This window comes from Paenibacillus sp. 05T425 (assembly GCF_056396205.1).
This window is the reverse complement of record NZ_JBFTLA010000008.1, coordinates 313,166-338,491: the sequence shown is the minus strand read 5'-3', so window position 1 is coordinate 338,491 and position 25,326 is coordinate 313,166. Positions and strand designations below refer to the sequence as shown.

The 25,326-nt window shown below is 48.1% G+C and carries 29 protein-coding genes; all 29 read left to right on the top strand.

All coding sequences use genetic code 11. The annotated features are described in order from the left end of the window. Positions 1 to 10 precede the first annotated feature (10 nt). The 29 genes from fliG to AC1DF0_RS20395 all read left to right on the top strand — a co-directional run bounded on the left by fliG (position 11) and on the right by AC1DF0_RS20395 (position 25,326). Positions 11 to 1,012 carry a flagellar motor switch protein FliG gene (gene fliG / locus AC1DF0_RS20535; protein ID WP_442053156.1) on the top strand — a complete coding sequence of 334 codons (1,002 nt, stop codon included), beginning with the start codon at positions 11 to 13 and terminating at the stop codon, positions 1,010 to 1,012. Beyond that, positions 1,005 to 1,841 (top strand): FliH/SctL family protein, encoded by an 837-nt coding sequence (locus tag AC1DF0_RS20530; RefSeq protein WP_477575131.1) that lies wholly within the window; start codon positions 1,005 to 1,007, stop codon positions 1,839 to 1,841. Before fliG ends, AC1DF0_RS20530 begins: the two co-directional genes overlap by 8 nt. Then, on the top strand, positions 1,828 to 3,153 hold the full coding sequence (gene fliI, locus AC1DF0_RS20525) for a flagellar protein export ATPase FliI (protein ID WP_442053145.1): 1,326 nt from the start codon (positions 1,828 to 1,830) through the stop codon (positions 3,151 to 3,153). Before AC1DF0_RS20530 ends, fliI begins: the two co-directional genes overlap by 14 nt. Positions 3,154 to 3,161: 8 nt before the next feature. Further along, positions 3,162 to 3,608, top strand: coding sequence for a flagellar export protein FliJ (gene fliJ, locus AC1DF0_RS20520; protein ID WP_475820542.1), 447 nt, complete (start codon positions 3,162 to 3,164; stop codon positions 3,606 to 3,608). A gap of 36 nt (positions 3,609 to 3,644) precedes the next feature. After that, entirely contained in the window at positions 3,645 to 4,553 is a 909-nt protein-coding gene (locus AC1DF0_RS20515; RefSeq protein WP_477575130.1) for a MotE family protein, read from the top strand. 49 nt (positions 4,554 to 4,602) lie between these two features. Beyond that, positions 4,603 to 6,000, top strand: coding sequence for a flagellar hook-length control protein FliK (locus AC1DF0_RS20510; RefSeq protein ID WP_477575129.1), 1,398 nt, complete (start codon positions 4,603 to 4,605; stop codon positions 5,998 to 6,000). A gap of 41 nt (positions 6,001 to 6,041) precedes the next feature. Continuing rightward, positions 6,042 to 6,506, top strand: coding sequence for a flagellar hook capping FlgD N-terminal domain-containing protein (locus tag AC1DF0_RS20505; protein ID WP_337098852.1), 465 nt, complete (start codon positions 6,042 to 6,044; stop codon positions 6,504 to 6,506). After that, positions 6,506 to 6,883: a TIGR02530 family flagellar biosynthesis protein gene (locus tag AC1DF0_RS20500; protein ID WP_477575128.1), complete on the top strand. Its 378-nt coding sequence runs from the start codon at positions 6,506 to 6,508 to the stop codon at positions 6,881 to 6,883. The genes AC1DF0_RS20505 and AC1DF0_RS20500 overlap by 1 nt, the downstream gene beginning before the upstream one ends. Before the next feature lie 100 nt (positions 6,884 to 6,983). Continuing rightward, on the top strand, positions 6,984 to 7,802 hold the full coding sequence (flgG, locus tag AC1DF0_RS20495) for a flagellar basal body rod protein FlgG (protein WP_442053151.1): 819 nt from the start codon (positions 6,984 to 6,986) through the stop codon (positions 7,800 to 7,802). A gap of 62 nt (positions 7,803 to 7,864) precedes the next feature. After that, entirely contained in the window at positions 7,865 to 8,092 is a 228-nt protein-coding gene (locus tag AC1DF0_RS20490) for a flagellar FlbD family protein (RefSeq protein WP_337098855.1), read from the top strand. After that, positions 8,089 to 8,550, top strand: coding sequence for a flagellar basal body-associated FliL family protein (locus AC1DF0_RS20485; protein WP_442053153.1), 462 nt, complete (start codon positions 8,089 to 8,091; stop codon positions 8,548 to 8,550). The genes AC1DF0_RS20490 and AC1DF0_RS20485 overlap by 4 nt, the downstream gene beginning before the upstream one ends. A gap of 37 nt (positions 8,551 to 8,587) precedes the next feature. Beyond that, complete coding sequence (gene fliM / locus AC1DF0_RS20480; RefSeq protein WP_442053154.1) at positions 8,588 to 9,589, top strand: flagellar motor switch protein FliM; 1,002 nt, start codon at positions 8,588 to 8,590, stop codon at positions 9,587 to 9,589. Then, entirely contained in the window at positions 9,579 to 10,847 is a 1,269-nt protein-coding gene (gene fliY, locus AC1DF0_RS20475) for a flagellar motor switch phosphatase FliY (protein ID WP_442053155.1), read from the top strand. The genes fliM and fliY overlap by 11 nt, the downstream gene beginning before the upstream one ends. 21 nt (positions 10,848 to 10,868) lie before the next feature. Then, positions 10,869 to 11,231 (top strand): response regulator, encoded by a 363-nt coding sequence (locus AC1DF0_RS20470; protein ID WP_235233882.1) that lies wholly within the window; start codon positions 10,869 to 10,871, stop codon positions 11,229 to 11,231. A gap of 10 nt (positions 11,232 to 11,241) precedes the next feature. Continuing rightward, the gene (locus AC1DF0_RS20465; RefSeq protein WP_477575127.1) at positions 11,242 to 11,886 is read left to right on the top strand and encodes a flagellar biosynthetic protein FliO; all 645 of its coding nucleotides are present in this window, start codon (positions 11,242 to 11,244) and stop codon (positions 11,884 to 11,886) included. Beyond that, on the top strand, positions 11,876 to 12,631 hold the full coding sequence (gene fliP / locus AC1DF0_RS20460; RefSeq protein ID WP_442053572.1) for a flagellar type III secretion system pore protein FliP: 756 nt from the start codon (positions 11,876 to 11,878) through the stop codon (positions 12,629 to 12,631). The genes AC1DF0_RS20465 and fliP overlap by 11 nt, the downstream gene beginning before the upstream one ends. 25 nt (positions 12,632 to 12,656) lie before the next feature. After that, positions 12,657 to 12,926 carry a flagellar biosynthesis protein FliQ gene (gene fliQ / locus AC1DF0_RS20455; protein WP_337098863.1) on the top strand — a complete coding sequence of 90 codons (270 nt, stop codon included), beginning with the start codon at positions 12,657 to 12,659 and terminating at the stop codon, positions 12,924 to 12,926. A gap of 11 nt (positions 12,927 to 12,937) precedes the next feature. Continuing rightward, positions 12,938 to 13,732 carry a flagellar biosynthetic protein FliR gene (gene fliR, locus AC1DF0_RS20450; RefSeq protein WP_477575126.1) on the top strand — a complete coding sequence of 265 codons (795 nt, stop codon included), beginning with the start codon at positions 12,938 to 12,940 and terminating at the stop codon, positions 13,730 to 13,732. 12 nt (positions 13,733 to 13,744) lie between these two features. Further along, complete coding sequence (gene flhB, locus AC1DF0_RS20445) at positions 13,745 to 14,842, top strand: flagellar biosynthesis protein FlhB (protein WP_442052510.1); 1,098 nt, start codon at positions 13,745 to 13,747, stop codon at positions 14,840 to 14,842. Between the two features lie 22 nt (positions 14,843 to 14,864). Beyond that, positions 14,865 to 16,895, top strand: a complete 2,031-nt coding sequence (flhA, locus tag AC1DF0_RS20440) for a flagellar biosynthesis protein FlhA (RefSeq protein ID WP_442052511.1) — start codon at positions 14,865 to 14,867, stop codon at positions 16,893 to 16,895. After that, entirely contained in the window at positions 16,892 to 18,118 is a 1,227-nt protein-coding gene (gene flhF, locus AC1DF0_RS20435; RefSeq protein ID WP_442052512.1) for a flagellar biosynthesis GTPase FlhF, read from the top strand. The genes flhA and flhF overlap by 4 nt, the downstream gene beginning before the upstream one ends. Then, on the top strand, positions 18,111 to 18,977 hold the full coding sequence (locus AC1DF0_RS20430) for a MinD/ParA family protein (protein ID WP_442052513.1): 867 nt from the start codon (positions 18,111 to 18,113) through the stop codon (positions 18,975 to 18,977). Before flhF ends, AC1DF0_RS20430 begins: the two co-directional genes overlap by 8 nt. Before the next feature lie 26 nt (positions 18,978 to 19,003). Then, the gene (locus AC1DF0_RS20425; RefSeq protein WP_442052514.1) at positions 19,004 to 20,368 is read left to right on the top strand and encodes a protein-glutamate methylesterase/protein-glutamine glutaminase; all 1,365 of its coding nucleotides are present in this window, start codon (positions 19,004 to 19,006) and stop codon (positions 20,366 to 20,368) included. 44 nt (positions 20,369 to 20,412) lie between these two features. Continuing rightward, positions 20,413 to 22,503, top strand: coding sequence for a chemotaxis protein CheA (locus tag AC1DF0_RS20420; protein WP_477575125.1), 2,091 nt, complete (start codon positions 20,413 to 20,415; stop codon positions 22,501 to 22,503). A 12-nt stretch (positions 22,504 to 22,515) separates the two neighbouring features. After that, positions 22,516 to 22,977 carry a chemotaxis protein CheW gene (locus tag AC1DF0_RS20415; protein WP_337098873.1) on the top strand — a complete coding sequence of 154 codons (462 nt, stop codon included), beginning with the start codon at positions 22,516 to 22,518 and terminating at the stop codon, positions 22,975 to 22,977. A 2-nt stretch (positions 22,978 to 22,979) separates the two neighbouring features. After that, positions 22,980 to 23,597 (top strand): chemotaxis protein CheC, encoded by a 618-nt coding sequence (locus AC1DF0_RS20410; protein ID WP_442052516.1) that lies wholly within the window; start codon positions 22,980 to 22,982, stop codon positions 23,595 to 23,597. Beyond that, positions 23,594 to 24,088, top strand: a complete 495-nt coding sequence (locus AC1DF0_RS20405) for a chemotaxis protein CheD (RefSeq protein ID WP_442052517.1) — start codon at positions 23,594 to 23,596, stop codon at positions 24,086 to 24,088. The genes AC1DF0_RS20410 and AC1DF0_RS20405 overlap by 4 nt, the downstream gene beginning before the upstream one ends. A gap of 1 nt (position 24,089) precedes the next feature. Beyond that, the gene (locus AC1DF0_RS20400; protein ID WP_477575124.1) at positions 24,090 to 24,536 is read left to right on the top strand and encodes a hypothetical protein; all 447 of its coding nucleotides are present in this window, start codon (positions 24,090 to 24,092) and stop codon (positions 24,534 to 24,536) included. Between the two features lie 4 nt (positions 24,537 to 24,540). Continuing rightward, positions 24,541 to 25,326 (top strand): FliA/WhiG family RNA polymerase sigma factor, encoded by a 786-nt coding sequence (locus AC1DF0_RS20395; RefSeq protein ID WP_442052519.1) that lies wholly within the window; start codon positions 24,541 to 24,543, stop codon positions 25,324 to 25,326.

The following is a 25,326-nucleotide window of genomic DNA, read 5'->3' as shown; positions in this document are numbered from 1 at the left end:
GTCCAAAGCGATGCAAGGTTTGTCAGGCCGGCAGAAAGCGGCCATCCTGCTCATTACGCTCGGTCCCGAAGTATCGGCTCAAATATTCAAGCACTTGCGCGATGAGGAAATCGAGCAGCTGACGCTTGAAATTGCGAATGTTCGGAAGGTAGACAGTATAGACAGAGAAACGATTCTTAGCGAATTTCATCAAATATGTTTGGCTCAAGAATATATATCGCAAGGCGGTATCGGCTACGCGAAAGATATTTTGGAAAAGGCGCTTGGCGAACAGAAGGCGCTTGATGTTATCAATCGCTTGACGGCAACGCTTCAAGTTAGACCATTCGACTTTGCTCGTAAAGCCGAGCCTACTCAAATATTAAACTTTATTCAGAACGAGAACTCGCAGACCATTGCACTAGTGCTTTCGTATTTGCAATCCGAGCAATCGTCACATATTCTGTCATCTTTGCCTCAAGAGAAGCAAGCTGATGTAGCAAGAAGAATTGCTCTAATGGACAGTACGTCTCCTGAAGTTATTTCGCAGGTTGAACGCGTATTGGAACAGAAGCTGTCTTCAACGGTAACTCAAGACTACACAAATGCCGGCGGTATCGATTCGATCGTTCAGATTCTGAACGGCGTAGACCGCGGAACGGAACGTACGATTCTCGATTCGCTGGAGATCCAAGATCCGGAACTGGCTGAAGAAATCAAGAAACGCATGTTCGTATTCGAAGATATCGTCAATATCGACAACCGTTCGATTCAGCGTATCATTCGCGATATCGAGAGCACCGATCTTCAATTGGCGCTCAAGGTGGCGAGCGAAGAAGTTCGCGAAGTTATCTTCCGCAATATGTCCAAGCGTATGGCCGAGACATTCAAAGAAGAAATGGAGTTCATGGGTCCTGTAAGGCTTCGCGACGTCGAAGAAGCTCAGACTCGTATCGTTGCAACGATTCGCAGGCTAGAAGAATCGGGCGAGATCATTATCTCGCGCGGCGGAGGAGACGATATCATTGTCTAATTTGATAAAATCTTCGAGCGTCATTTCGGTAGAACAATTAAAGCATCTGCAATGGATGAATCCATATGCTCCAGAAGTGCCTGAGACGGAAGAACATCAAAGCAGCGAACCGGTACCCGACGAGGAGTTAATAACGCTTCGAGATCAAATTCTGTCGGATGCGCAAACTTTCGCCGAAGACCGACTGCGCGAAGCTTCGCAGCAAAGTGAGCAATTACTTCAGGAGACCGAACAGCAGATTGAAACCTGGTGGCTTCTCAAGCGTTCCGAAGATGAAGCGACATCGGAAGCGTCTAGACAACAAGGCTACGCACAAGGTTACTCGGAAGGCGCAGAACAAGCCGAGGCAGAGCTTCGTGAACATTGGGAACATAAGCTCGAAGAGGCATCTGCTATTCTGAAAGGCTCTTATGATATGAGAGAGCAGATCATTCAGGAAGCTGAACCGTTCCTTGTTGAATTAAGCTGCGCGATTGCAGAGAAAATTATCGGAATGCAATTGTCGGCTGCACCGGAAATGGCAATTGAGCTCATTCGCAAATCGTTATCGAGACGCAGAGAGCTAGGCGTCATTACGTTATGTGTGTCCCCTGGACAGCTTGCTTTCGTACAAGCAGCAAGGGAAGAACTGCATTATTMAATCGATTCGCAAGCCGAGCTCCAGATTTTGCCGGATTCTACCGTTAAAGATTTTGGATGCGTGATCCGTTCGGCTTACGGCAGCATCGATGCTCGAATCGATACGCAGCTAGCCGAGATCAAAAAAGAGTTAATACAGCTTGCGCATCACAGCAACGAAGAGCGAGGCCATACGCATGGAAACGATTAAGCTTGACGTTCTCAAGTATATCGAACATTTGCAACCGCTCGATCCGATCAGGGTCAACGGAAAAGTTACCCAGGTAATCGGGCTTACTGTTGAATCAGAAGGTCCGGATGCAAGTATCGGCGACGTTTGCTACATTTATCCGTCCAAAGGGGCGAAGCCTCTCAAAGCGGAGGTTGTCGGTTTCCGGGATAACAAAGTTATTCTTATGCCGCTAGGCGATCTTCATTCGATTAGCGCTGGTTGCGATGTCGTTGGAACGGGCAAGCCATTAACGGTTCAAGTCGGATCCGAATTGCTAGGCAAAGTGCTTGACGGTTTAGGAAATCCGCTCGATGGATCGTTTCTCCCAAGCCGTATGCAACAATACTCGACTCATAACGAGCCAAGCAATCCGCTTATGCGTCCTCGGGTTGAACACCCGCTGGGCATTGGCGTACGCGCGATTGATGGTTTGCTTACCGTAGGCAACGGCCAAAGGGTCGGCATTTTCGCAGGCTCTGGCGTAGGCAAGAGTACGCTGCTCGGTATGATCGCCCGCAACACATCGGCTGATGTGAACGTCATCGCCCTGATCGGTGAACGTGGCCGCGAGGTTCTCGAATTTATTGAGAAGGATCTTGGTCCAGAAGGCTTAGCACGCTCGGTTGTCATCGTAGCTACGTCCGATCAGCCGGCACTTATTCGGATGAAGGGCGCGTTAATCGCTACTTCCATCGCAGAATATTTCCGTGATCGCGGACTAAACGTGATGCTTATGATGGATTCCGTTACACGATATGCGATGGCGCTTCGTGAAGTTGGACTAGCCATCGGCGAACCGCCAGCGACAAGAGGGTATACGCCATCCGTATTTGCTGCGTTGCCTAAGCTGCTAGAGAGAGCGGGCACTGGTCCGACAGGCTCGATCACTGCCTTCTATACCGTTCTAGTAGACGGTGACGATATGAACGAACCGATAGCCGACGCAGTGCGCGGTATTCTGGATGGCCATATCGTACTTAGCAGGGCGCTTGCTCATAAGGGACATTTTCCGGCAATTGATATATTGGCTTCCGTCAGTCGTGTCATGAAAGAAATTGTAACGGAAGAGCAGCAAGACGCGGCGAATGTGCTAAAAAAATACCTTGCTGTATATAAAGATTCGGAAGACCTGATCAATATTGGGGCGTATCAGCGAGGAACAAATGAAGAAATTGATAGGGCCATCCAATACATGGATGAAATCCAAAGCTACACAAGGCAAAAAACGAATGAGAAGGTAACCCTAGAGGAAGCCCAGCAACGATTAATTACTGATTTCTATAGGAGCTGATCTGCTAAGTGGCGGCATTTCGTTATTCGTTCCAGAAGATCGTTGATTTAAAGTCTAGCGAGAAGACGCAAGCGGAATGGATTTTGTCCGCAGCGGTTGGCGCGCTTGCTGTGGAAGAGCAGTCGCTTGAGCAACTGCACATGTCCAAGCGGGAATGGGAGATTAAGCTGATCGAAGCTTCTCAGACMGCGGTTTCCTTAATGGAGCTTCAGGTCATGCAACAGTACTTGGATCACTTGGTCACTTGTATCCAAAACAAGATGGCGGATGTTCTCCAAGCGAAGAAAAAGGTTGAGCATCGAAGAGGATTGCTTACGGAGAAGATGAAAGACGAGAAAGTATGGCTAAAAGCCAAGGATCACGCTTTTGACCGGTTTCGCAGCGCCCTGCAGGTGAAGGAGCAGAACGAGCTGGATGAGATGGCAACCGTCCGTTTCATGATATCAACCCCGTAACGTGATCTGTGACGCTGGCTAGAGGGAGTGAATGATTTGGCGGGTGCGGATGCAGAGAAGCAAAGTTATAGCGCGATCGAACGGTTCATGTTTTTTACGACACCGATTCTATTCGCAATTGTCATGCTGGTTGTACTGCTAATCCTGTTTAACAGTGATATACGGAATAAAGCGCTGGAAGTCGGTAATTCGGTTCCTTTCCTTAAAGAAGTACTTCCGGAACCGAAAGCTGAAGCAGGGGCTGCTTCAGACGATGAACAGTTGAAGACGGACAATATGTCCAAGAAGATCGCTGATCTGCAAGCTGAGCTTACAACGAAGGAACAGGAACTGGCGACTGCCGTAGAGTCCAAGACCGCGCAAGAGCAGCAGATCAAAGATCTTGAAGGCGAGATTGCTCAGTTGAAACGCTCGAACGAGGAACAGCTCGTAGAGGATGAACAGTATCAGGCGAAAGTGCTTGAGCTGTCGAACATGTTCTCGACCATTTCCCCGAGTAAAGCAGCGCCAATCATGCAGAGCATGACGCTTGAAGAGATGGTGCTTATCTTTAGCTCCATGCGTCCTGACGATCGCGTTCGGATTATGGAGAAGATGAACCCTCAGACGGCTGCTGATGCAGCAATCAAGCTGAAGGATGTTGGTACGGCGAAAGATTTGCAGATCGCTGCACTTCAATCGCAAGTGGATGAGCTGAAGTCGAAGACGACGAAGCCGGCCTCCTCCATGCTAGACGAGGAACAGCTAAGCGCAACATTTACTTCGATGAATGCGAAAAGCGCAGCCGAATTGTTAATTAAGATGGTTGATGTCAGTCCTAGTAAAGCACTTCGGATATTGAATCTTGTAGATAATACGACACGTTCGGCAATATTAGCGGAAATGTCAGCCATAAATGAGTCGACAACGGCACAGCTAGTAACGAAGCTCATGAGCGGTAACTGATTTTTCACAGCATCCTTTTAGATCCTATCATGGAGAGGAGGTGAGAAAAATGGAAATGGCTATTCCGCAGGCAGTGAACGTTCAATCGCAGGCAGGAACATCGGCAGGTCAGAATCAAACTTCAAGCGCAACGAATGCTGCTGGAGGCTCAAGTGCCAGTGGCAGCTTTCAGAAAGCGCTCGTTCAACAAATCGGAGGCAACGCATCGCAAGCTGCTGGATCAGCCAAACCAATCGTTCAGCTTGTTGGCGGAACACAGCCAGTGACAGCAGGCAATGAGAATGTAGACAGCTTAACGCTTCTATCGGATCTGATGTCATTGATTGACGGCTTGCTAGAGAAGCTGAAAGATGAGGATGGGAACATCGAGCCTGCTGTTGAACTTGAGGACAACTTGACGGAGCTTGAGTCGGCGTTAGATCAATTAAACGCATTGCTCGCGATGTTAGGCGCACCGATCGTAATGGTGAATCAACCTGCAGTAAACTTGCAAGCGAACAATGAAGAATCAGCGGACTTAGGCATTAACACGAATGCAGCTATGATCAAGAACAACCTGCAAGATGCGTTATTGCAGTTGCAAGCTCTCATGTCGCAAGGTGATCTGAAGCGTGTTAATCAGCAAGAGCCAACGACGTTAGTTAGTCAACAGCTTCAAGCATTGGCAGCGTTGCTTCAGGACGATTCGGATTCTCAAATCAAGCAGGAAACGAAGTCGGATTCGGCTTCGAATTCATTGTTTACGGCTGTATCTTCACCGAAGTCAGAAACGAGCACGCTACTGCAACGATTATCTCAACAAGCGTTGCATCCTTCTTATGTTGCTGCAGCAGCTGCGCAATCTTCTGAGAATACGGTTGATTCAGAAGCAGGACAACAAGCAGCAGCCGAACAAACACCGTTTGCGCCTGTGACGACAGCAAATGCTGAGCAAGCGAAACATGCAGCTCCGCTTATTGCGAAGAATGCGCCTGTCCAGTATGTAGTTGCCGAAGAATTCGCCGAAACGATGACTGGACTTGTCGTTCAAAAGTTCGACGTTACATCGGCAGACGGCGTATCGGAGGCGAAGCTGCTTTTATTCCCTGAACATATGGGGCAAGTAGACGTTCGTATCTCGATGCAAAACGGACAGCTGACAGCAATCTTCCATACAGATACGGCATTAGCAAAAGATATGCTGGACAACCAGTTAGCCCAATTAAGAACGGCGCTGCAAGCGCAAGGATTAGTTGTCGATAAGCTGGAAGTATCCCAAGGCGGAGCATCCTCGCAGTTGTTCGGTCAACATAACAGCCAAGGAAATGGGCAACAGGCATCTGGCAACCGACAATCCTCGAAAGGTAACGGCGATGGATCAGCAGATGCGGCTTTCGAGAACGAGATCGTTGAGCAGGTAACGATTCAAGGACTTGGATACGGCAGAGCAATTAATGTGAAGGCGTAGCGCATAGCGGCGACAATGAGAAGAAACGGAGGTGATTAGAAATGGCAGACAGCGTTTCCTCCAAAGTAGTTTGGCCCAATTACAGTACAGATAATGTTCAGAAAGCGGCTGAGAAGAAGACGGATACGTTAGGCAAAGATCAGTTTCTAAGTATCCTAGTTACTCAGCTTCGCAATCAAGACCCGATGCAGCCTATGCAAGACAAAGATTTCATCGCTCAAATGGCTCAATTCACATCGGTTGAGCAGATGGTGAACATGGCAGCTGAAGTGTCCAAGCTTCGTCAAAGCATCGGTTCCGCTTCTAGTCTAATCGGCAAAACGATCGAATGGAACGAGTATGACGAAGCAGGAACGATTATTCCTGTTAGCGGCGTCGTGGATTCGATCGTCTCGAAAGATGGCATTTTGTACGCAACCGCGGGTGAAAAGTCGGTCGCATTAGATTACGTGCTTGGCATTAAAGAAACGAGCGCCTCGGATTCTAGCGAGGAGGCTGAAGCATAATGAGTGACGCGATGAAGATCGGCCATTTGTTTCCGGTCAAGAGCACTCCGCTTGTCCCAAGCAAAACTGCGGCATCACGCGGATCGCAATCAACGGAATTCCGCGACATGCTCGATGCGAAGGTGCTTAAGTTCAGCCATCATGCGGAATTGCGCATGCAGCAGCGCGGCATTAAGCTTCAACCCGAATCATTAACGAAGATTATGAATGCCGTCGAAGATGCAGCGTCCAAAGGTGCGAAAGATTCTTTGATCGTTTTCCGAGACATTGCGATGATCGTCAACGTTCCAAGTCGCACAGTCGTAACAGCACTGGACGGCGGTCAGATGCAGAGCAACGTATTTACTCAGATCGATAGCGCTGTAATTATTCAATAAGGCTGGACCTAATAGGAGGCCTCGAGCCGCCGACCGATTGAAGCGGCTTGCAGCAGCTAGCTATCGAACCAGAAAAAACTTTTAGGAGGAATAACGAACAATGCTAAGATCGATGTACTCCGGCGTATCCGGTATGCGCGGTTTCCAAACAAAGCTCGATGTAATCGGTAATAATATCGCGAACGTGAACACAGTCGGCTTCAAAGCAGGTCGCGTCATGTTCAAAGATATTTTGAGCCAAACGGTTGCTGGCGTTACAGCACCAGAGGAAGGCGTCCGCGGCGGCGTCAACGCGAAGCAGATTGGCCTCGGCGTATCGATCGGTTCGATCGATACCGTTCATACGGCAGGCAGCGCAATGACGACGAACCAGCCGACAGACTTGCGTATCGACGGTGACGGTTTCTTCGTGGTTAGAGCTAACGACGACGCTGAAATGCTGCTGACTCGGGCAGGCAACTTCACACTGGACGCGAACAGACAGCTCGTAACGGCTGACGGTTACTTCGTACTTTCCGTGGACCAAGAGCCAATCGTCCTTGATCCGGAGGTAACGGCATTCTCCATTGGTCAAGACGGAACGGTTATGACGGTTACGGCTGACGGTACGGTTCCTGGACCGCAAATCGCTGTAGCTAAAGTCATCAATCCTAGCGGACTTGAGAAGCTTGGCGGCAATATGTACCGGATGACGGCAAATGCGAATCCGGAGGCTTCCATTGAAGACTATCTGACATTCGCAGGCGATCCTGAGTTTGGAACAGGCTCGATCATTGCAGGTCAGCTTGAAATGTCGAACGTGGACTTAACTGCTGAGTTCACAGAAATGATCGTTGCGCAACGCGGCTTCCAAGCCAACTCGCGAATCATTACGACATCCGACGAGATTTTGCAAGAGGTTGTTAACTTAAAACGATAATTTAAGTCTTAACCGGCGGGAGGCGGCGTAAGGCGTCTCCCCTAGGTGTGAGGGGGTAACTGATGATTACCGTAACGCGTTTGAACGGCACAAAAGTTATAATTAATGCGCTCTTAATTGAAGTGATCGAGGAGTCGGCTGATACAGTTATCACGCTTACGACTGGCAAGAAGATGGTCGTAAAAGAAAAGTCATCTGACCTGATACTGCTTAATCAGCAATTTCTTCGGACGATCGGCCTCATTGCGACGGCTCAGAAGAGTGAACAAACKGAGGGTCCTTCGACATGAAAAAGATGATGCCATGGTTGATTACGATTTTGCTGTCCATTACGCTTATCGCCATCGTAGCTGTAATTCTGTTCAAATCATTTTTGACTGATACAGATGCGGAGGCTGCCAACAAGCCAGTGGAAGTGAAAGTTTTGTCCGCCACTGAGCGCGTAGAGGTTACTTCCGAACTGAAAGATTTCCGACGGAATCTGCTCGACCCAGAATATGTGGTCATACTAAGCTTTGCTTTCCAACTGGATAGCAAAAAGGCGAAAGAAGATTTTGACAAGATCATGGAAATTGAAGTGCGTCCGATTATTAACCGCGCGGTTGCGGATATGACGGCGGAAGAGCTGAGCGGCTCGAAGGGCGAAGACGCGCTGGAATCGAAGCTTCTTAACTTGATTAATCCTATTCTCGTCAAAGGCAAGCTTGTTAAGGTCGAGATTACCAACTTTACAATCGCAGAAATTTAAAGGTTAAGGCCGACATTCCTCGAAGGAGGTGAGAAAATTGGTTGATGTTTTATCGCAGAACGAAATAGATGCGCTGCTCGCTGCCTTGTCCTCAGGGGAAATGGATGCAGAGGATTTAAAGAAGGAAGATACGTCACGAAAAGTCAGTGTTTACAACTTCAAGCGCGCCACTCGTTTTTCGAAGGATCATATTCGGAGTTTGACTCGCATACACGAAAACTTCGCGCGATATTTGACAACCTATTTCTCAGCGCAACTTCGCACTTTTGTTCAAATTAACGTCGTTCACGTAGACCAATTGCCGTATGACGAATTTATTCGATCCATACCGAAAATGACGATTCTGAACATATTTGAAGCGGAGCCGCTGGAAGGGCGGATGGTGCTTGAGGTTCATCCCAATGTTGCCTACGCTATGCTCGACAGAATGTTAGGCGGCCAAGGCTCGGCGCCTTCCAAGATCAACAACTTGACTGAAATCGAAACAATGATTATGGAAAAAATCTTCAGCAAGACATTAGAAAGCTTGCAGGAAGCTTGGAGAACAATCATTGATATTTCGCCGAGCATGGAAGCCTTAGAGACAAATCCGCAGTTCATGCAGATTGTCTCGCCGAATGAGACGATCGCACTCATCTCTTTCAGCACGAAGATCGGCGATACAACGGGAATGATCAATCTTTGTATTCCTCATGTCGTCATCGAACCGATTATGCAAAGACTGTCCGTCCACCACTGGTTTGTATCGCAGAAGAAAGCGCGCGCCCCAGAGGAATACGAAATACTTGAACAACGGGTACATAGGGCGAAGCTTCCGATCGTTGCAGAACTTGGCGAATCTTCGATATCGATTAGCGAATTTCTAGGTTTGAATATCGGTGACGTTATTACATTAAATAAGCCGATTGAGGATGGACTCAAAATAAAAGTTGGAGATAAGCTTAAGTTCATCGGCAGTCCGGGTTCGGTTAAGGATCGGATTGCGATACAGGTGGACGAGGTTCTCAGCGAAGGAGTGGAAGAAGAATATGACGAGTAAAGACTATTTATCGCAAGAGGAAATCGATGCATTGCTTCGTCAATCCTCTAATGAGCCTGAATCAGCGCAGTCGACCGAACAAGCCGAACTATTGGAAGATTTCCTGTCGTCCTTGGAACAGGATGCGCTTGGCGAGATCGGTAACATTACGTTCGGAAGCGCGGCAACAGCTCTATCTACGCTCCTAGGCAAAAAAGTCGATATTACGACACCTCAAGTTACATTGGTTAGACGCGATGAACTTGGAGATATCTTTCCGAAGCCGCATGTGGCCGTAAGCGTGCAATATGTAGATGGCTTCCAAGGGATCAACTCCCTAGTCATTAAGACGAAGGATGCGCAAGTCATTGCCGACTTAATGTTAGGCGGCGAAGGCGAAGTATCGATCGAGGAGCTTAATGAGATTCATATAAGCGCCGTACAAGAAGCGATGAATCAAATGATGGGCTCGTCTGCGACTTCGATGTCAACGATCTTTAACCGCTTCGTCAACATATCGCCTCCAGGCATCGACATTCTGGATGTGAACAATGGTGACGGTTTAGGACATTTGCCTCCTGTCGACGTATTTATCAAAATCTCGTTCCGCTTAACGATTGGTGAGCTTATCGATTCGACGATCATGCAACTGTTGCCGGTATCGTTCGCTAAGCAGATGGTTTCTACGCTTATGGGCGGCAGCTTCGATGATGAGGTTGCTCCAGCTCCGACGCCAGCACCATCACCAGCGCCAGCGCCTGCGCAAGCACCTGCTGCGGCTTCACCGGCGGCAGTCGAGCAAACGGCAGCTTATCAGGAAGTTGCGGCAGCTCAGATGTATGCGATGCCTCCACAGACGCAACCAGGCATGCCTTATGGGGCGCCGGCAGCTGGATATGATATGCCAATGCAGCCCCCTGGACCGCATACATATGGACATCAAGCAGCAAATCGCAATGTCAATGTACAACCTGTTCAATTTGCTAATTTTGGCGGAGGTGCGTTCGTTCAACCTGATTCGACAAACCTCAATTTACTTCTCGACATACCGCTTAAGGTCACTGTAGAATTAGGAAGAACCCAAAAGCAAATTAAGGATATTCTTGAGTTGTCGCAAGGCTCCATTATCGAGCTGGACAAGCTGGCGGGCGAGCCGGTCGACATCCTCGTGAATAACAAACTGATCGCCAAAGGCGAGGTTGTCGTCATTGACGAAAACTTTGGCGTCCGCGTAACGGATATCGTAAGCCAATGGGACCGCATTCAAAAATTACAGTAACATCCTGGGAGGAAGAAAAAGATGGCAAACCGCATTCTTATCGTAGACGACGCAGCTTTTATGCGAATGATGATTCGCGACATTTTATCGAAGAACGGCTACGAAGTCGTCGGCGAAGCACCAGACGGCGCGCAGGCGGTTGAGAAGTATAAGGAATTGAAGCCTGACCTGACTACAATGGACATTACGATGCCTGAGATGGACGGCATCTCCGCATTGAAAGAAATCAAGAAGCTGGATGGCAACGCTAAAGTTATTATGTGTTCCGCTATGGGTCAACAAGCGATGGTTATCGATGCGATTCAAGCAGGCGCTAAAGACTTTATCGTGAAGCCATTCCAAGCGGACCGCGTTATCGAAGCGATCAAGAAGACGCTCGGATAAAGGTAACGCCATGGCTAACTTAATCTCGCGCGTCTCGATCGCATCTGCGCTTGGGACGGCGCTAATGCCAGGGCTCGCTTCGGCGGCGCAAGAAACGGTTGACAATGCGACTAATGATGAGCAGATGGTCTTCACGGGATCGGACAGTCTTGCGGGCAGCTTCGTATGGGTAATTGTGTCGCTGGCCATTGTTATCGTACTAATCGTATTTGTAATCAAATGGCTGTCCCAGCGCAATCGGTCATGGGGAACGAATCGCTCGATGCGCTCGCTTGGCGGCATTGCGCTAGGACAGAACAATTCGATGCAAGTCGTTGAAATTGCCGGACGCATCTATGTTGTCGGAATAGGCGAAAATATTACGCTGCTGGACAAGATTGTCGATCCAGAGGAAATTAAAGCGATTATTGAGTCGTTAGAACGTCAGCCTGAGCAATTGTGGCCTCAGAACGCCTTGAAGCAGTTCACAAGCAAGCTGCGCGGATCTAACACGGACAAAGATAAACAACCTGACAATGAGCAATGGAATCGTTCAACATCATTCCAAAGCATGCTCCAAAGCAAGCTTACTCAGCAGTCGGACCGCAAGCAACAACTAGAGTCATTGCTTAACGATACTAAATCAAATGAACGGTTGATCGACGATGAGAAATAAATGGTGGATATCCATAGTAGCTGTACAACTGCTTGCTATGCTGTTCTACACGCCAGCATTCGCTGAGCCTATACCGGACATCTCCATTAATATCGGAGACAGCAGTTCAGGGGAGCCGGCAACGAGCGCATTATCCATTTTGCTGCTCATTACGGTTCTTAGTATCGCTCCGGCTATTATGGTGTTGATGACAAGTTTCACGCGTATTGTCATCGTGCTCAGTTTCGTCAGAACGTCGCTCGGCACGCAGATGATGCCGCCGAACCAAGTGCTTATCGGACTTGCTATGTTTCTAACCTTCTTTATAATGGCACCGACGTTCTCTCAAGTGAATGAGGTAGCATTGCAGCCGTATATGAAAGGCGAAATTTCACAAACCGAAGCGTTTGAGCAGGCTTCCATTCCTATGAAAGAGTTTATGTTCAAACATACGAGGGAGAAGGACCTGCAGCTGTTTATGAATTATACGAAGGCTGAGAAGCCGGAAACGTTTAAGGATATTCCGATTACCGTTCTCGTTCCAGCCTATGCGATAAGCGAGCTCAAGACAGCGTTCCAGATGGGTTTCATGATATTCATACCGTTTCTAGTCATCGACATGATCGTTTCAAGCACGCTGATGGCGATGGGGATGATGATGCTACCGCCGATTATGATTTCATTGCCCTTTAAACTGCTATTGTTCGTTCTAGTCGACGGCTGGTATTTAATAGTCAAATCATTGCTGTTAAGCTTCAACACATGACAAAGGCAGGGAGGACCAGAAGAACATGAGTGCTGACTTCATTATCGGACTAGCCGGACAAGCCGTCTTTACGGTGTTGAAAGCCAGCGCGCCAATGCTCATTCTTGCTTTAGTCGTTGGCCTAATCGTCAGTATATTTCAAGCGACAACTCAGATTCAGGAACAGACGCTTGCATTTGTGCCCAAAATTGTAGCCGTTTTTATAGCCATCATCATTTTTGGCCCATGGATACTGAATACGGTCGTCGACTTCACTTACAATCTGCTGAATAATCTCCATAAGTACATCGGATAGGCTGTGAATGAATGGACGCGATCGTAACTGGCTTTCCTATTTTTTTGCTTATTTTTTGTCGAATTACGGCATTTTTCGTTGTCGCACCGGTCTTTTCTTCCCGAGGCGTGCCGAGTACGTTCAAGATTGGGCTCGGTTTCTTCATTTCATTTATCGTATTTCTTACTTATGGAATGGAACAGACGATTCTACTGAACGCAGAATATGTATTAGCCATATTCCGTGAAATATTGCTTGGTGTCTTATTGGGCTTTGTTGTGTATTTGTTCTTTTCGGTCGTCAACACGGCTGGTTCACTAATGGATATGCAGATCGGGTTTGCGATGGCGAACGTCATTGACCCGCACACGGGCACATCTCAGCCGCTGCTTGGCAACTTCAAGTATATGGTGATGATTCTGATCTTCTTGATGATGAATGGCCATCACTACTTGCTTAAAGGCTTAATGGACAGCTACCAATGGATGCCACTGTCGAATGAGCTGTTTGCAAGAATAATGAGCGGCAGCATTTCTGACTTTCTTGTCAGGGTCGTTGGCAATACGTTTTTGCTCGCAATGCAGGTTTCGGCACCACTTGTTACAGCAATGCTGTTGACTGACGCGGGACTTGGCATGCTTGCCAAGACAGCGCCGCAATACAACGTTTTTGTTATCGGCATGCCGCTTAAGTTGATAATCGGTCTGTTCCTACTCGTACTTCTTATGCCAGGGCTTGCTTCCATCTTCGAGAGATTATTCTCGATTATGTTCGAGTCGTTAGAGCAGTTATTCGGCATCGTGCAAGGGCCGCCCGCCGGGCGTTAGGAGGCAGCGTCGATGCGTACATATCGTTTTAAATTAGATTTGCAGCTGTTCAGTCAAGAGAAGACGGAGCAGGCGACACCTAAGAAATTAAGTGAAGCAAGAAAGAAAGGTCAAATTGCTAGATCAAGCGATTTGCCTGGCGCGCTCATTCTGCTCGCTATATTCTCCAGCTTCATGATGCTGGGCGGCTATTATAAGAAACATGTTCTCGGTTTGTTCGGCAATTTGTTCGAGGATTGGCTCACAATGGAACTGACTACCGAGAACGTAATGACGTTACTGCTTGACGTATCGGTCGAGATCTTAATGTTTCTGTTGCCAATTTTCGCTATTGCAATGTTGATTGGCATTATCGGCAATATCATGCAATTCGGTTTCCTGCTTACTGGCGAGCCTTTGAAGATGAAGCTGGAGAAGGTTAATCCTCTCAAAGGCTTCAAGCAAATCTTCTCTATGAGGACGGTCGTAGAAGGACTGAAGAGTATCCTCAAGCTGCTAGTGATCGGCATCTTCGTGTTCATGGCAATAAGGAAAGATTGGGAGCGGATCTTATCGCTCACCACTTTACCAATTGAACAAATATTCAGCTATGTAGCAGGTTTAACGATGAAGATCGGGCTGCAAGTCAGTGCAATGCTGGTTGTGCTTGCATTCGCGGATTACTTCTATCAACGTTATGAGCATGCGAAGAGCTTGAAGATGTCCAAGCAAGATATTAAGGACGAACACAAGAAGACAGAGGGAGATCCGATTATAAAAGGCCGTATCCGCGAGAAGCAGCGCAGAATGGCTTTGCAGCGTATGATGCAGGAAGTTCCGAAGGCCGATGTCGTTATCACGAACCCGACTCACTTTGCGATCGCACTCAAATATGACGCTTCCAATATGGAGGCACCTACTATAATCGCGAAGGGGATGGATCATGTAGCACTCCGTATCAAAGAGATTGCAAAAGAAAACGGAGTCATTACGATGGAAAACAAGCCGCTTGCCAGAGCGCTGTACGAACGGGCGGAGATCGGGGATGTGATCCCGGGTGATCTGTTCCAAGCTGTGGCTGAAGTGTTGGCATATGTATATAAAATGAAAGGCCGAGCAAAGTCATCATAAACTATAGGGAGGAGGCAGCGTCATGAAAGCAAGAGATATAATCATATTACTCGGTATCATTGGGATTGTTCTCATGATGATTATCCCGATCCCGGTGCTGCTGCTAGACTTTCTCCTTATCGTCAATATATCGATAGCGTTGATGATTTTACTTATTGCGATGAATACGCGGGAAGCGCTGGATTTCTCGATCTTCCCCGCCATTTTGCTCGTAACGACCTTGTTCCGATTAGCGCTTAACGTTTCAACGACAAGAAATATTTTGAGTCATGCCCATGCAGGCGAAGTTGTTGAGACATTCGGCAGATGGGTAGGCGGCGGTGAAATAGCAGTTGGTTTTATCGTCTTCCTTATCCTTGTCGTCGTTCAGTTCATCGTTATTACGAAAGGCTCGGAGAGGGTAGCGGAGGTTGCCGCAAGGTTCACTCTCGATGCAATGCCAGGCAAGCAGATGAGTATCGATGCTGACCTCAATGCCGGCTTGATTAATGAGTCGCAAGCCAAAGAGCGCCGTTCCAAGATCGAACGTGAAGCAGATTTCTACGGCGCAATGGACGGTGCGAGTAAATTCGTAAAAGGTGACGCGATTGCGTCGATCATCATTCTATTAATTAACTTGGTAGGCGGCTTCATTATCGGGATGACGCTTCGTGGCCTCAGCTTTAGTGAAGCATTAGAGACATTCTCGATCCTTACGATAGGCGATGGACTCGTAAGCCAAATCCCGGCACTACTGATTTCGACGGCGGCAGGTCTTATTGTAACAAGAGCAGCTTCCAACGGAAACTTTGCCGAAGATGTCACAAGCCAATTATTCAAATATCCGAAGCTGCTTTACATAGCAGCGGGCACATTGTTTTTACTCGGTTTTACGCCAATCGGAATATTCAGAACATGGCCTTTCGCACTGTTACTAGCGTTTGGGGCATGGAAGATGCAGAAGGTCATCTCAAAGGAGCAAGAACAAGCGGAAATGCTTGTCGAGGAGCAACAGATCGAAGAGGTTCGCAGTCCGGAGAGCGTTATCAGTCTTCTTCAAGTGGATCCTATCGAATTCGAATTCGGTTACGGCTTAATCCCGCTCGCCGACACGCAGCAAGGCGGCGACTTGCTTGATCGTATCATCATGATCCGCAGACAATGCGCGCTTGAGCTCGGACTTGTTGTTCCAGTCATCCGCATTCGAGATAACATTCAGCTTAAGCCGAACGAATATGTCATTAAGATCAAAGGCAATACAGTGGCGCGCGGTGATCTGCTGCTTAATCATTACTTGGCGATGAGCCCAGGCTTTGAAGACGATTCGGTTATCGGCATCGAAACGATGGAGCCGGCATTCGGTCTTCCAGCAATATGGATTGATGAGCAGATGAAGGAACGCGCCGAGCTGTCTGGCTATACGGTCGTGGATCCGCCTTCCGTCGTGGCGACGCATTTGACGGAAATTATTAAGCGCCATGCGCATGAGCTTATTGGACGTCAAGAAGCGAAGCTGCTGATCGAGAATGTGAAGGAAACGTATCCTGCTCTTATTGATGAACTCATTCCTTCGATTCTATCGATAGGCGAAATTCAGAAAGTGCTTGCGAAGCTGCTGCGTGAGAAAGTATCGATTCGCGATCTCGTTACCATATTCGAAGCGCTTGCCGATCATGGCAGCTATACCAAAGATCCGGATGTGCTGACGGAATATGTAAGACAATCGTTGTCCCGCCAAATTACACAGCAGTTCTCGCCGCAAGGCGATACGCTTCGTGTCATTACGGTAGGCCCGCAGCTTGAGAAGAAGATTGCCGAATCGGTGCAACAGACGGAGCAGGGCAGCTATATCGCTCTTGATCCGGTATCAACGCAACAGATCTATCAGAAGCTTGCTGAACATGTGAACAGACAGATTCAAACCGGGCAGCAGCCAGTCGTACTCGCTTCGCCGACGATACGGATGTACTTAAGACAAATTGTCGAGCGGACGATGCAGGATGTACCCGTGCTTTCGTACAGTGAACTGGAGCCGAACGTTGAAGTTCAAAGTATCGGGGTGGTGAACTTATGAGAGTAAAACGTTATATCGTTGACGCGTTGCCGGAAGCCGTATCCATTATCAGGTCGGAGCTAGGCAAAGACGCAGTCATATTGAATTCGAAGGAAATAAAGATTGGCGGCTTCCTGGGAATGTTCCGCAAAAAAAAGGTTGAAGTGATAGCAGCGGTAGAATCGACGCCTGCGAATGCTGTACCGCAGCGGCAGGCACCACCCGAGGTGAATGCTGCAGCGATGCAGATTTTGCAAAACATGCAGCGTTCATCTGCCGCAGTTCAAGAAGCTGAAGCGCCTATTCTGCCCCCTGTATTAGCACCGCCTGCACCGGAATCGAAAGAAAGCATGCGGGCGGAACGGGAGCAGTTCATCATCGATGAGATTAGAGACTTACGGCAATATATGGTTCAGCTCTCTAAGCATCAAAGCGAAAGAGCATTTTATTCTGAGCAAATGCTGGAGCTTAAGGAGAGACTGATCGATCAGGAATTGTCAGACGAATGGATTGACCGCCTGCTGCAAGCTATTGCGGATAAGCAGAATGAGCAGCAAACCGAATTAGACAAGAAGCAGCTGTGGATTGAGGCAGCCAAATTGTTGGAAGAATGGATGCGCCCATTTGTTGGACAAGCAATCGATCCAGACGCAAGAGTCATCCATTTTGTTGGGCCTACAGGTGTAGGCAAGACGACCACCATTGCTAAGCTTGCCGCCGAGCAGTCGATTAAGTTCAGCCGCAAGGTTGGTTTCATTACTTCGGATACGTACCGTATAGCAGCGGTAGATCAACTCCGCACGTATGCGAATATTTTGAACATTCCGCTTGAAGTCGTCGTGTCTCAGCCTGACTTAACGAAAGCGTATAAGCAGCTAGACGATCGTGAACTCATCTATATGGATACGGCGGGACGTAATTTCCGGAGCGAGCTTCATGTATCCGAGGTGTTTAGCCTGTTGCAAACGAAGGAGCCGAGCGAGACGATTCTTGTCCTTAGCTTAACGGCCAAGACGAAGGATATGGCGGCCGTTGCTGAGCAATTTGCGAAGTATGGCGTACGGAAGGTATTGTTCACGAAACTGGACGAGACATCAGTTTTTGGAACGATCTTCAATCTAATTATGAAATACGAGCTGCTCCCTACATACTTGGCTGCTGGCCAGACGGTGCCGGACGATATAGAAAGGTTCCGGATACAGTCCTATATTCAGCTTTTACTGGGGGATTCATCCCATGAATGACCAAGCAGAAGCGCTGCGAAATTTAATTAAGCAGAGAGAACGAATAGAAGAAGGTCGCCAAACCCGCATCATTACCGTGACAAGCGGCAAAGGCGGCGTTGGGAAATCGAACTTCAGCCTTAACTTCGCTATCATGCTGAAGCGTTTAGGACAGAAAGTGCTTGTGTTCGATGCCGACATCGGAATGGCTAATATCGACGTTCTGATGGGGGTTTCGTCACGTTATAGTCTTTATCACTTACTTAAGCAAGAGAAAACGATTTGGGATATTATACAGCTTGGTCCGGAAGGGCTGCACTTTATTGCTGGAGGTTCGGGTTTTAGCGATCTTCTGAACTTGACCAAGGAGCAGCTTGACGGCTTCGCTGAGCAGATCGATAAGCTGCATGGGCAATATGACATTATATTGTTCGATACAGGTGCGGGATTATCGAAGGAAACGGTAAAGTTTATTGCCGCTTCGCAAGAAACGATCGTAGTGACGACACCTGAACCTACCTCCATCACGGATGCTTACGCACTTATCAAGATGGTAATAGGGATGGATATTCACATCCCATTCAAGCTGATTGTCAATCGAGCAACGGATTATCGCGAAGGTCGTCAGACGGCCGACAAGATCAATCTCGTATCGAGTCAGTTTTTGCACATGGAGATTCCTTCACTTGGCATCGTACCCGATGATTCGAACGTTTCCAAGGCTGTAAAACGACAAATTCCTTTCACTGTCGCATACCCGAGCTCGGAGGCTTCCTCAGCAATTGAACGAATTGCCATGCAATTTCTGGAGATGCCTAAAGCCGTAGAGACGGGAGGCGTCAAAGGGTTTTTACACAAAATGTTCAGACTTTCACGATAATCCTTTGAGATCTAGGGGGAACGCAGATGGCTCCTTATCGCATTCTAGTAGTAGATGACTCCGCCTTCATGCGGAAAATTATAAGCGATCTGATACTCCAAGATTCGCAATTCACGATTGTTGCCACTGCCGATAACGGCGAGGAGGCCATAGAAGCTGTTACACAATGGAAGCCGGACGCTGTAACGCTGGATTTGGAAATGCCGCTTATGAACGGGCTCGAAGCGCTGCAGCACATTATGAAGGATCATTCAATTCCGATCATTATGTTATCCGGCATTAGCGAAGATAACACAAGAGATACGATCAAAGCGCTGCAATACGGTGCATTCGACTTTATTCGGAAGCCGTCAAGCAGCATTTCCCACGATATTCATCAGGTTGGCGAGCAATTACTGGAGAAACTGAAAATTGCCGTCTTGACGAAGCGTCATCAACCGGTCATCCAGATCCAAGAAGTCGAAGCGAGCAAAGTCGACGCAGCCATTATACCGTTACTTAAACCTGTATCTGAACCTCAAAAATATGAGGATACGACGCCAAAGCCTGCTGCTCCTATCTTTAGTGAACGTAAGAAGCCTTTGCTTCAGCCGTCCAAGGACAAGCCGCTGCCGGCAAGGTCGACCACCCCTTTACATAAACCGCTTAATGATGCCGCGCCAAGTAAACCATTGCCGGCACTGAAAGCAAAACCTGCACTTTCGCAGCCAAGCAGTCTTCCTAAGGAGACGGTTGCGAAGGCGAAACCTGCACAATCGAGAGTGATTCAGCCACCGAATAATGTCGTTAAGCCATTATCGGGAACGGCTTCGAATTTCCGCCATATCGTAGCGATTGGCACATCGACTGGAGGACCAAGAGCGCTTCATGAAGTGATATGCTCGCTGCCAGCGAATTTCCCATCCCCTGTACTTGTTGTTCAGCATATGCCTCCGAAGTTCACGAAGTCGCTCGCACAGCGGTTAGACAGCTTTAGTCCGCTGCAGGTTGTAGAAGCGACCAATGGAGAAAAGGTAACGGCCGGTGTCGTATATATCGCGCCAGGCGGCTATCATATGTTGCTGGACAAGGACACTGACGGATATCGGATCAAGTTGACAGAACAGCCAGTGCGAAATGGTCATCGTCCATCTGTTGATGTGTTGTTCGAATCATTAATCGATCATCAGGAGTTGAAGCGGCATGCGGTTATTATGACCGGCATGGGAAGCGACGGCGCCAAAGGAATGATGCAGCTCGCTCAAAGCGGCGCAGTATCAACGATTGCTGAATCCGAGGAAACTTGCGTCGTTTACGGTATGCCAAGATGTGCGATTGAAGGCGGGTACGCTCGAACTGTATTGCCGTTGCAACACATTGCGTCCGAGTTAGTGAATGCAGTGTTGAAATAAATGTTAGTGACTACCATAAGTACTTACAGGAGGTGTTTCTCGAAATGGATATGAATGCATACTTGTCCATGTTTATCGATGAATCGAACGATCACTTGCAAGCATTGAACGAAAACCTGCTCAAGCTTGAAGGCGAGCCCGGGGAGCTAAGCATCGTTCAAGCCATCTTCCGTTCCGCTCATACGCTTAAAGGGATGTCGGCAACGATGGGCTTCGAGGATCTGGCAGCTCTAACGCATGAGATGGAAAATGTACTGGATCTCGTTCGTAATAGCAAGCTTAAGATGGATAGCTTTATATTTGATACATTGTTTAAAGGGCTTGACGCATTGGAAGCGATGGTACAGGATATCGTTGGCGGAGGAACGGGCAAAGCGGACGTAACGGCGATCGTTGCTTCTCTTCAAGTCATTCTCAAAAGCGATTATAAATCGGGAGCTGCTTCGGCTCAGCCTGTTGCAACTGAGGCTGCTAAGCCGTCTGCGGGAACCGCTGGAGCCATGCTGCTCGATGAATTCCAATCATCGGTACTGCTGCAATCGATCGAAAGCGGTCAGAATGTGTATCACATTCAAGTATCGGTCCGCGATAATTGCGTCTTGAAAGCGGCGCGTGCCTACATGGTATTCGACTTGCTTGAGCGCAGCGGCGAGATCGTGAAGTCAGAACCGTCCGTTCAGGATATTGAGCAAGAAAAGTTCGATCTATCGTTCTCTGTATTTACAATATCGCCGCTAGAGGGCGCAGATCTACAGAAACAAATTTCCGATATTTCAGAAATCGAATCGGCAGTCGTTACGCTGCTTGATCAGGAATCGCTGGCTATGCTTAGCCAATCACCAGCGGCGCCTGCGATCGATAGTGCTGCCCAAGGGAACGAAACTGCAGCAGCACCTGTTATTGAAGCCCAAAGCCAAACGGCGGCGGCAACTGCTGCTGCGCCAGCTGCTCAATCGAGTGCATCTTCGGCTCCAGCGCCAGCCGTTTCGCGTACGATTCGCGTCGATATTGAACGTTTGGACACGCTTATGAATTTGTTCAGCGAACTGTTGATCGATCGTGTAAGGCTGGAGCAGCTGTCCAGTGAGATTAAACGCAATGATTTGACCGAGACGGTTGAGCACATGGCCCGTGTCAGCTCTGACTTGCAAAACATCGTTCTAAAGCTTCGCATGGTTCCAGTGGAATCGGTATTCAACCGCTTCCCGCGGATGATCAGGGATTTGGCTAAGTCGTTGGACAAGAAGATCGATCTCGTCATTTCCGGTGCTGAAACCGAACTTGACCGCACGGTCATCGATGAGATCGGCGATCCGCTTGTTCACTTGCTTCRCAACTCGGTGGATCATGGAATTGAGACGGTTGAAGAGCGTATAGCCGCTGGCAAATCGGAGACAGGTACGATCAATCTCCGTGCTTACCATAGCGGTAACCATGTATTTATTGAAGTGGAAGAAGACGGCCGAGGCATCCATAAGGATAAAGTGCTGAAGACCGCAATCAAGAATGGCGTCGTTACTGAGGAAGAAGCGAAGAAGCTGACGAACGATGAAATTAATATGCTCATCTTCGCTGCTGGATTTAGTACGGCCGACAAAATATCCGATATTTCCGGCCGCGGTGTTGGTCTTGACGTCGTAAGATCAAAGATCACATCACTCGGCGGCAACGTAACGGTAGATTCCGCGCCAGGCAGAGGAACGAAATTCTCTGTTCAGCTTCCGCTTACTTTGTCTATTATATCTGCAATGCTTGTTAAGCTAGGAAGCGAGAAGTATGCGATTCCTCTAACGTCCATCGTTGAGACGGGCATTATTCGCAAAGAGCAAGTGCTTCATGTACATGGCAATCGGATGATTGAATTCCGTAATACAATTATTCCTGTCGTTTCGCTTAGCAAAGTTTTGGATTCGCCTGATTATAACGAGGATACGGAAGACGAAACAGAAATTGTAGTCGTTCGCAAAGGCGAGAAGTGGGCTGCCGTTACGGTAGACGAGTTCATCGGCCAAAGTGAAATCGTACTTAAGACGCTTGGCAAGTATTTGGCCAACATTGAAGCGATCTCCGGAGCAACGATTCTTGGCGACGGCTATGTGGCACTTATCATTGATCCGAATGCACTCATTAAATAGGGAGGGTTTACAATGGGAGAAGAAGTAAAGGTTATCGTGTTCGCGCTAGGCAACGAGGAGTATGGAATTGAAGTAGATAAGGTTCGCACGATTGAAAGATTGTCTCCAATTACTCGTGTCCCGAAAACAGCGGCATTCATTAAAGGAGTTATTAATCTTCGCGGAATAGTCGTTCCCATTATTGATCTTCGCGGCCGCTTTAATCTATCCGAGACGCAGCCAACTGAAAATTCGCGGATAATCGTCGTAGCGGTAGGCGAGATTGAAGTAGGCTTTATCGTAGATGCAGCTAACGATGTCATTGATATCGATACGGATTCTATTGATTTGCCGCCAGAGATTGTTGGCGGCATAAAAGCGAAATATTTGCGCGGCATTGCGAAGCTCGGAGAAGGCCGGCTTCTTATTATGCTCAATCTATCGGAAGTACTTAACAAAAACGAGATTGTCCAGCTAGCGCAAGTAGAGGCGTAGAAGTGAGTATATTTAGTCGTTTCGAAGCCTTCGAGCTAGATGTACTGAAAGAAGTAGGTAATATCGGGGCGGGCAATGCAGCGACCGCATTGTCCCGTCTTCTGGACAAGCCGGTTGATATGGCTGTTCCCAAAGTAAGTTTGCTTCCTTTCGAAGAAGTTGCCGATCGAGTTGGCGGCTCCGAACAAATTGTGTTCGCTGTTTTCCTTCGCGTAGAAGGGGACGCCCCGGGCAATATGTTCTTTATCATCGAGGAAGCATCGGCTGAACGCTTGTTAAGACAATTATTGTCGATACGAGAGGAAGGCCAAGAAGGTTATTCAGAGATGGAGCTTTCCGCATTATGCGAGATTGGCAATATACTCGCCGGATCGTACTTATCATCGCTGGCCGATTTTACTCATCTGACGATGGCGCCGTCTGTTCCACAGATTGCGCTTGATATGGCGGGAGCTATTCTTAGTTATGGACTTGTCCAATATGGCGAGATGGGCGACTCTGCAATGCTGATCGAAACGACTTTCTTAGAAGATCGTGAGGCGCTAGAGGGGCACTTCTTCCTAATCCCGGATCCAGAATCGTTCGACAAAATATTCAGGGCCCTGGGAGTCGTTCAATGATACAGCAAAATGTGATCAAGGTAGGCATGGCAGATCTGAATATCGCAATGGACGGGGCATTCCTTAAGACAACAGGACTTGGTTCCTGTGTGGGTCTTACGTTGTTTGACCCGATTCGCAAAATAGCCGGTATGGCGCATGTCATGCTGCCTTCATCAGATATTGCCCGCGAAACTACAATTAATTTGGCAAAATATTCGGATACGGCAATTCCTGAATTGCTGGATCGAATGCTTGCGCAAGGCGCGCGAATAGAGCGTATGAAAGCGAAGATGGCTGGAGGCGCACAAATGTTTGCGATGTCTGGACATAGCGATACGATGAGAATCGGACCGCGTAACGTAGAATCGTGCACAGCAATGCTTCACCGATTCAAAATTCCGATCCTTTCACAAGATACCGGAGGCAGTGTCGGTCGCACGATTGAAATAGACAGCAACAGCGGCATACTTTCGATACGAAGTGTGCAGTTTGGAATAAAGGAGATTTGACATGCTAGGAACATGGCGATGGAATGTTGGATTAGGATTCGTCGGCACGGTACTGACGGTAGCTTTCTCACTCGGAGCGAATCCGCCTGGCGTAGTACTGCTTCGAAGCGCGTATGCTTTCATCGCTTTCTTTGTTCTTGCGTATGCGGTACGAGCAGTGTTTGCCATCATCCTTAAACCTCCGGCGCTAATTGGAGAACCATCCGAAAGCGCGGAAGCTGCCGGCAGCCTAACAGGAGGGCAGCTCGATCTTCAGACGCCGAACGAAAGTGACGATTTGAATGAGCTGCTCAAGAAACAGATGCGAGAAGACAATTCTACTGTTGGAGCCCAAAAGCAGGAGGCAATTAGCGCGTTTCAACCGCTTAATCCTCCTCAATTGCTTTCTACAAAAAATTCACAGCCTGAGGAATTGGCTAAGGCCATTCGTCACCTGACAGGAGAGTGAATCGATGGCCGAGCCAAAAACCGCTCATCTGACAAACATCCAGATGTGGCAAGCGTGGAGAGAACGTGGTGAAGTCGAAGCTAAGAAGCAATTGATCGAACAATATTTGCCGCTTGTTGATTACGTTACGAATCGTATGGCAATCGGGCTGCCCAAAAATGTAATTAAGGATGATCTCGCTAGCAATGGCGTTATGGGTTTAATCGATGCAATCGAGAAGTTTGATTATTGCAGGGGATTGCAATTCGAGACTTATGCTTCATGGCGTATACGCGGGGCAATTATCGATGGATTGCGGCAAGGCGATTGGGTGCCTCGTTCGGTGCGTGAGAAAGCGAAGCGAGTGGAGGAAGCCTATCAGCATCTCGAGCAGCAGTATTTGCGTTCCGTAACAGATGCCGAGATTAGCTCCTATTTGCAAATATCGGAGAAAGAATTTGCCGGCATGCTTCAAGATATTGCTGTGACGACGGTATGCTCCTTGGAAGATCCTATTCGTGAAGAGGAATCGGAGACACGTATGTCATTGCTGGTGGACGACAAAGCGAAAAATCCCGATCACAAGGTTCATGAGTTTTATATGAAGGAATCGTTAGTGAAGGGGATCGAAAGATTGACCGAAAAGGAACGTACGGTAGTATCCTTGTTCTACTACGAGGAATTGTCTTTGAGCGAAATAGCTGAAGTGATGTCATTATCGCCTTCGAGAATTTCCCAGCTCCATTCCAAAGCGATTTTACGGTTGCGCGGAGCGCTGGCTAAACATAAGGATCAACTCTTGCAGCATTAG

What these genes read in the sequence shown, in the direction of transcription:
- fliG (WP_442053156.1), top strand. Translation starts at nt 11, where the DNA reads ATGCAAGGTTTGTCAGGCCGGCAGAAAGCGGCCATCCTGCTCATTACG.
- fliI (WP_442053145.1), top strand. Translation starts at nt 1,828, where the DNA reads ATGGAAACGATTAAGCTTGACGTTCTCAAGTATATCGAACATTTGCAA.
- AC1DF0_RS20510 (WP_477575129.1), top strand. Translation starts at nt 4,603, where the DNA reads ATGGAAATGGCTATTCCGCAGGCAGTGAACGTTCAATCGCAGGCAGGA.
- AC1DF0_RS20505 (WP_337098852.1), top strand. Translation starts at nt 6,042, where the DNA reads ATGGCAGACAGCGTTTCCTCCAAAGTAGTTTGGCCCAATTACAGTACA.
- AC1DF0_RS20500 (WP_477575128.1), top strand. Translation starts at nt 6,506, where the DNA reads ATGAGTGACGCGATGAAGATCGGCCATTTGTTTCCGGTCAAGAGCACT.
- flgG (WP_442053151.1), top strand. Translation starts at nt 6,984, where the DNA reads ATGCTAAGATCGATGTACTCCGGCGTATCCGGTATGCGCGGTTTCCAA.
- AC1DF0_RS20485 (WP_442053153.1), top strand. Translation starts at nt 8,089, where the DNA reads ATGAAAAAGATGATGCCATGGTTGATTACGATTTTGCTGTCCATTACG.
- fliY (WP_442053155.1), top strand. Translation starts at nt 9,579, where the DNA reads ATGACGAGTAAAGACTATTTATCGCAAGAGGAAATCGATGCATTGCTT.
- AC1DF0_RS20470 (WP_235233882.1), top strand. Translation starts at nt 10,869, where the DNA reads ATGGCAAACCGCATTCTTATCGTAGACGACGCAGCTTTTATGCGAATG.
- AC1DF0_RS20465 (WP_477575127.1), top strand. Translation starts at nt 11,242, where the DNA reads ATGGCTAACTTAATCTCGCGCGTCTCGATCGCATCTGCGCTTGGGACG.
- fliP (WP_442053572.1), top strand. Translation starts at nt 11,876, where the DNA reads ATGAGAAATAAATGGTGGATATCCATAGTAGCTGTACAACTGCTTGCT.
- fliQ (WP_337098863.1), top strand. Translation starts at nt 12,657, where the DNA reads ATGAGTGCTGACTTCATTATCGGACTAGCCGGACAAGCCGTCTTTACG.
- fliR (WP_477575126.1), top strand. Translation starts at nt 12,938, where the DNA reads ATGGACGCGATCGTAACTGGCTTTCCTATTTTTTTGCTTATTTTTTGT.
- flhB (WP_442052510.1), top strand. Translation starts at nt 13,745, where the DNA reads ATGCGTACATATCGTTTTAAATTAGATTTGCAGCTGTTCAGTCAAGAG.
- flhA (WP_442052511.1), top strand. Translation starts at nt 14,865, where the DNA reads ATGAAAGCAAGAGATATAATCATATTACTCGGTATCATTGGGATTGTT.
- flhF (WP_442052512.1), top strand. Translation starts at nt 16,892, where the DNA reads ATGAGAGTAAAACGTTATATCGTTGACGCGTTGCCGGAAGCCGTATCC.
- AC1DF0_RS20430 (WP_442052513.1), top strand. Translation starts at nt 18,111, where the DNA reads ATGAATGACCAAGCAGAAGCGCTGCGAAATTTAATTAAGCAGAGAGAA.
- AC1DF0_RS20425 (WP_442052514.1), top strand. Translation starts at nt 19,004, where the DNA reads ATGGCTCCTTATCGCATTCTAGTAGTAGATGACTCCGCCTTCATGCGG.
- AC1DF0_RS20415 (WP_337098873.1), top strand. Translation starts at nt 22,516, where the DNA reads ATGGGAGAAGAAGTAAAGGTTATCGTGTTCGCGCTAGGCAACGAGGAG.
- AC1DF0_RS20405 (WP_442052517.1), top strand. Translation starts at nt 23,594, where the DNA reads ATGATACAGCAAAATGTGATCAAGGTAGGCATGGCAGATCTGAATATC.
- AC1DF0_RS20400 (WP_477575124.1), top strand. Translation starts at nt 24,090, where the DNA reads ATGCTAGGAACATGGCGATGGAATGTTGGATTAGGATTCGTCGGCACG.
- AC1DF0_RS20395 (WP_442052519.1), top strand. Translation starts at nt 24,541, where the DNA reads ATGGCCGAGCCAAAAACCGCTCATCTGACAAACATCCAGATGTGGCAA.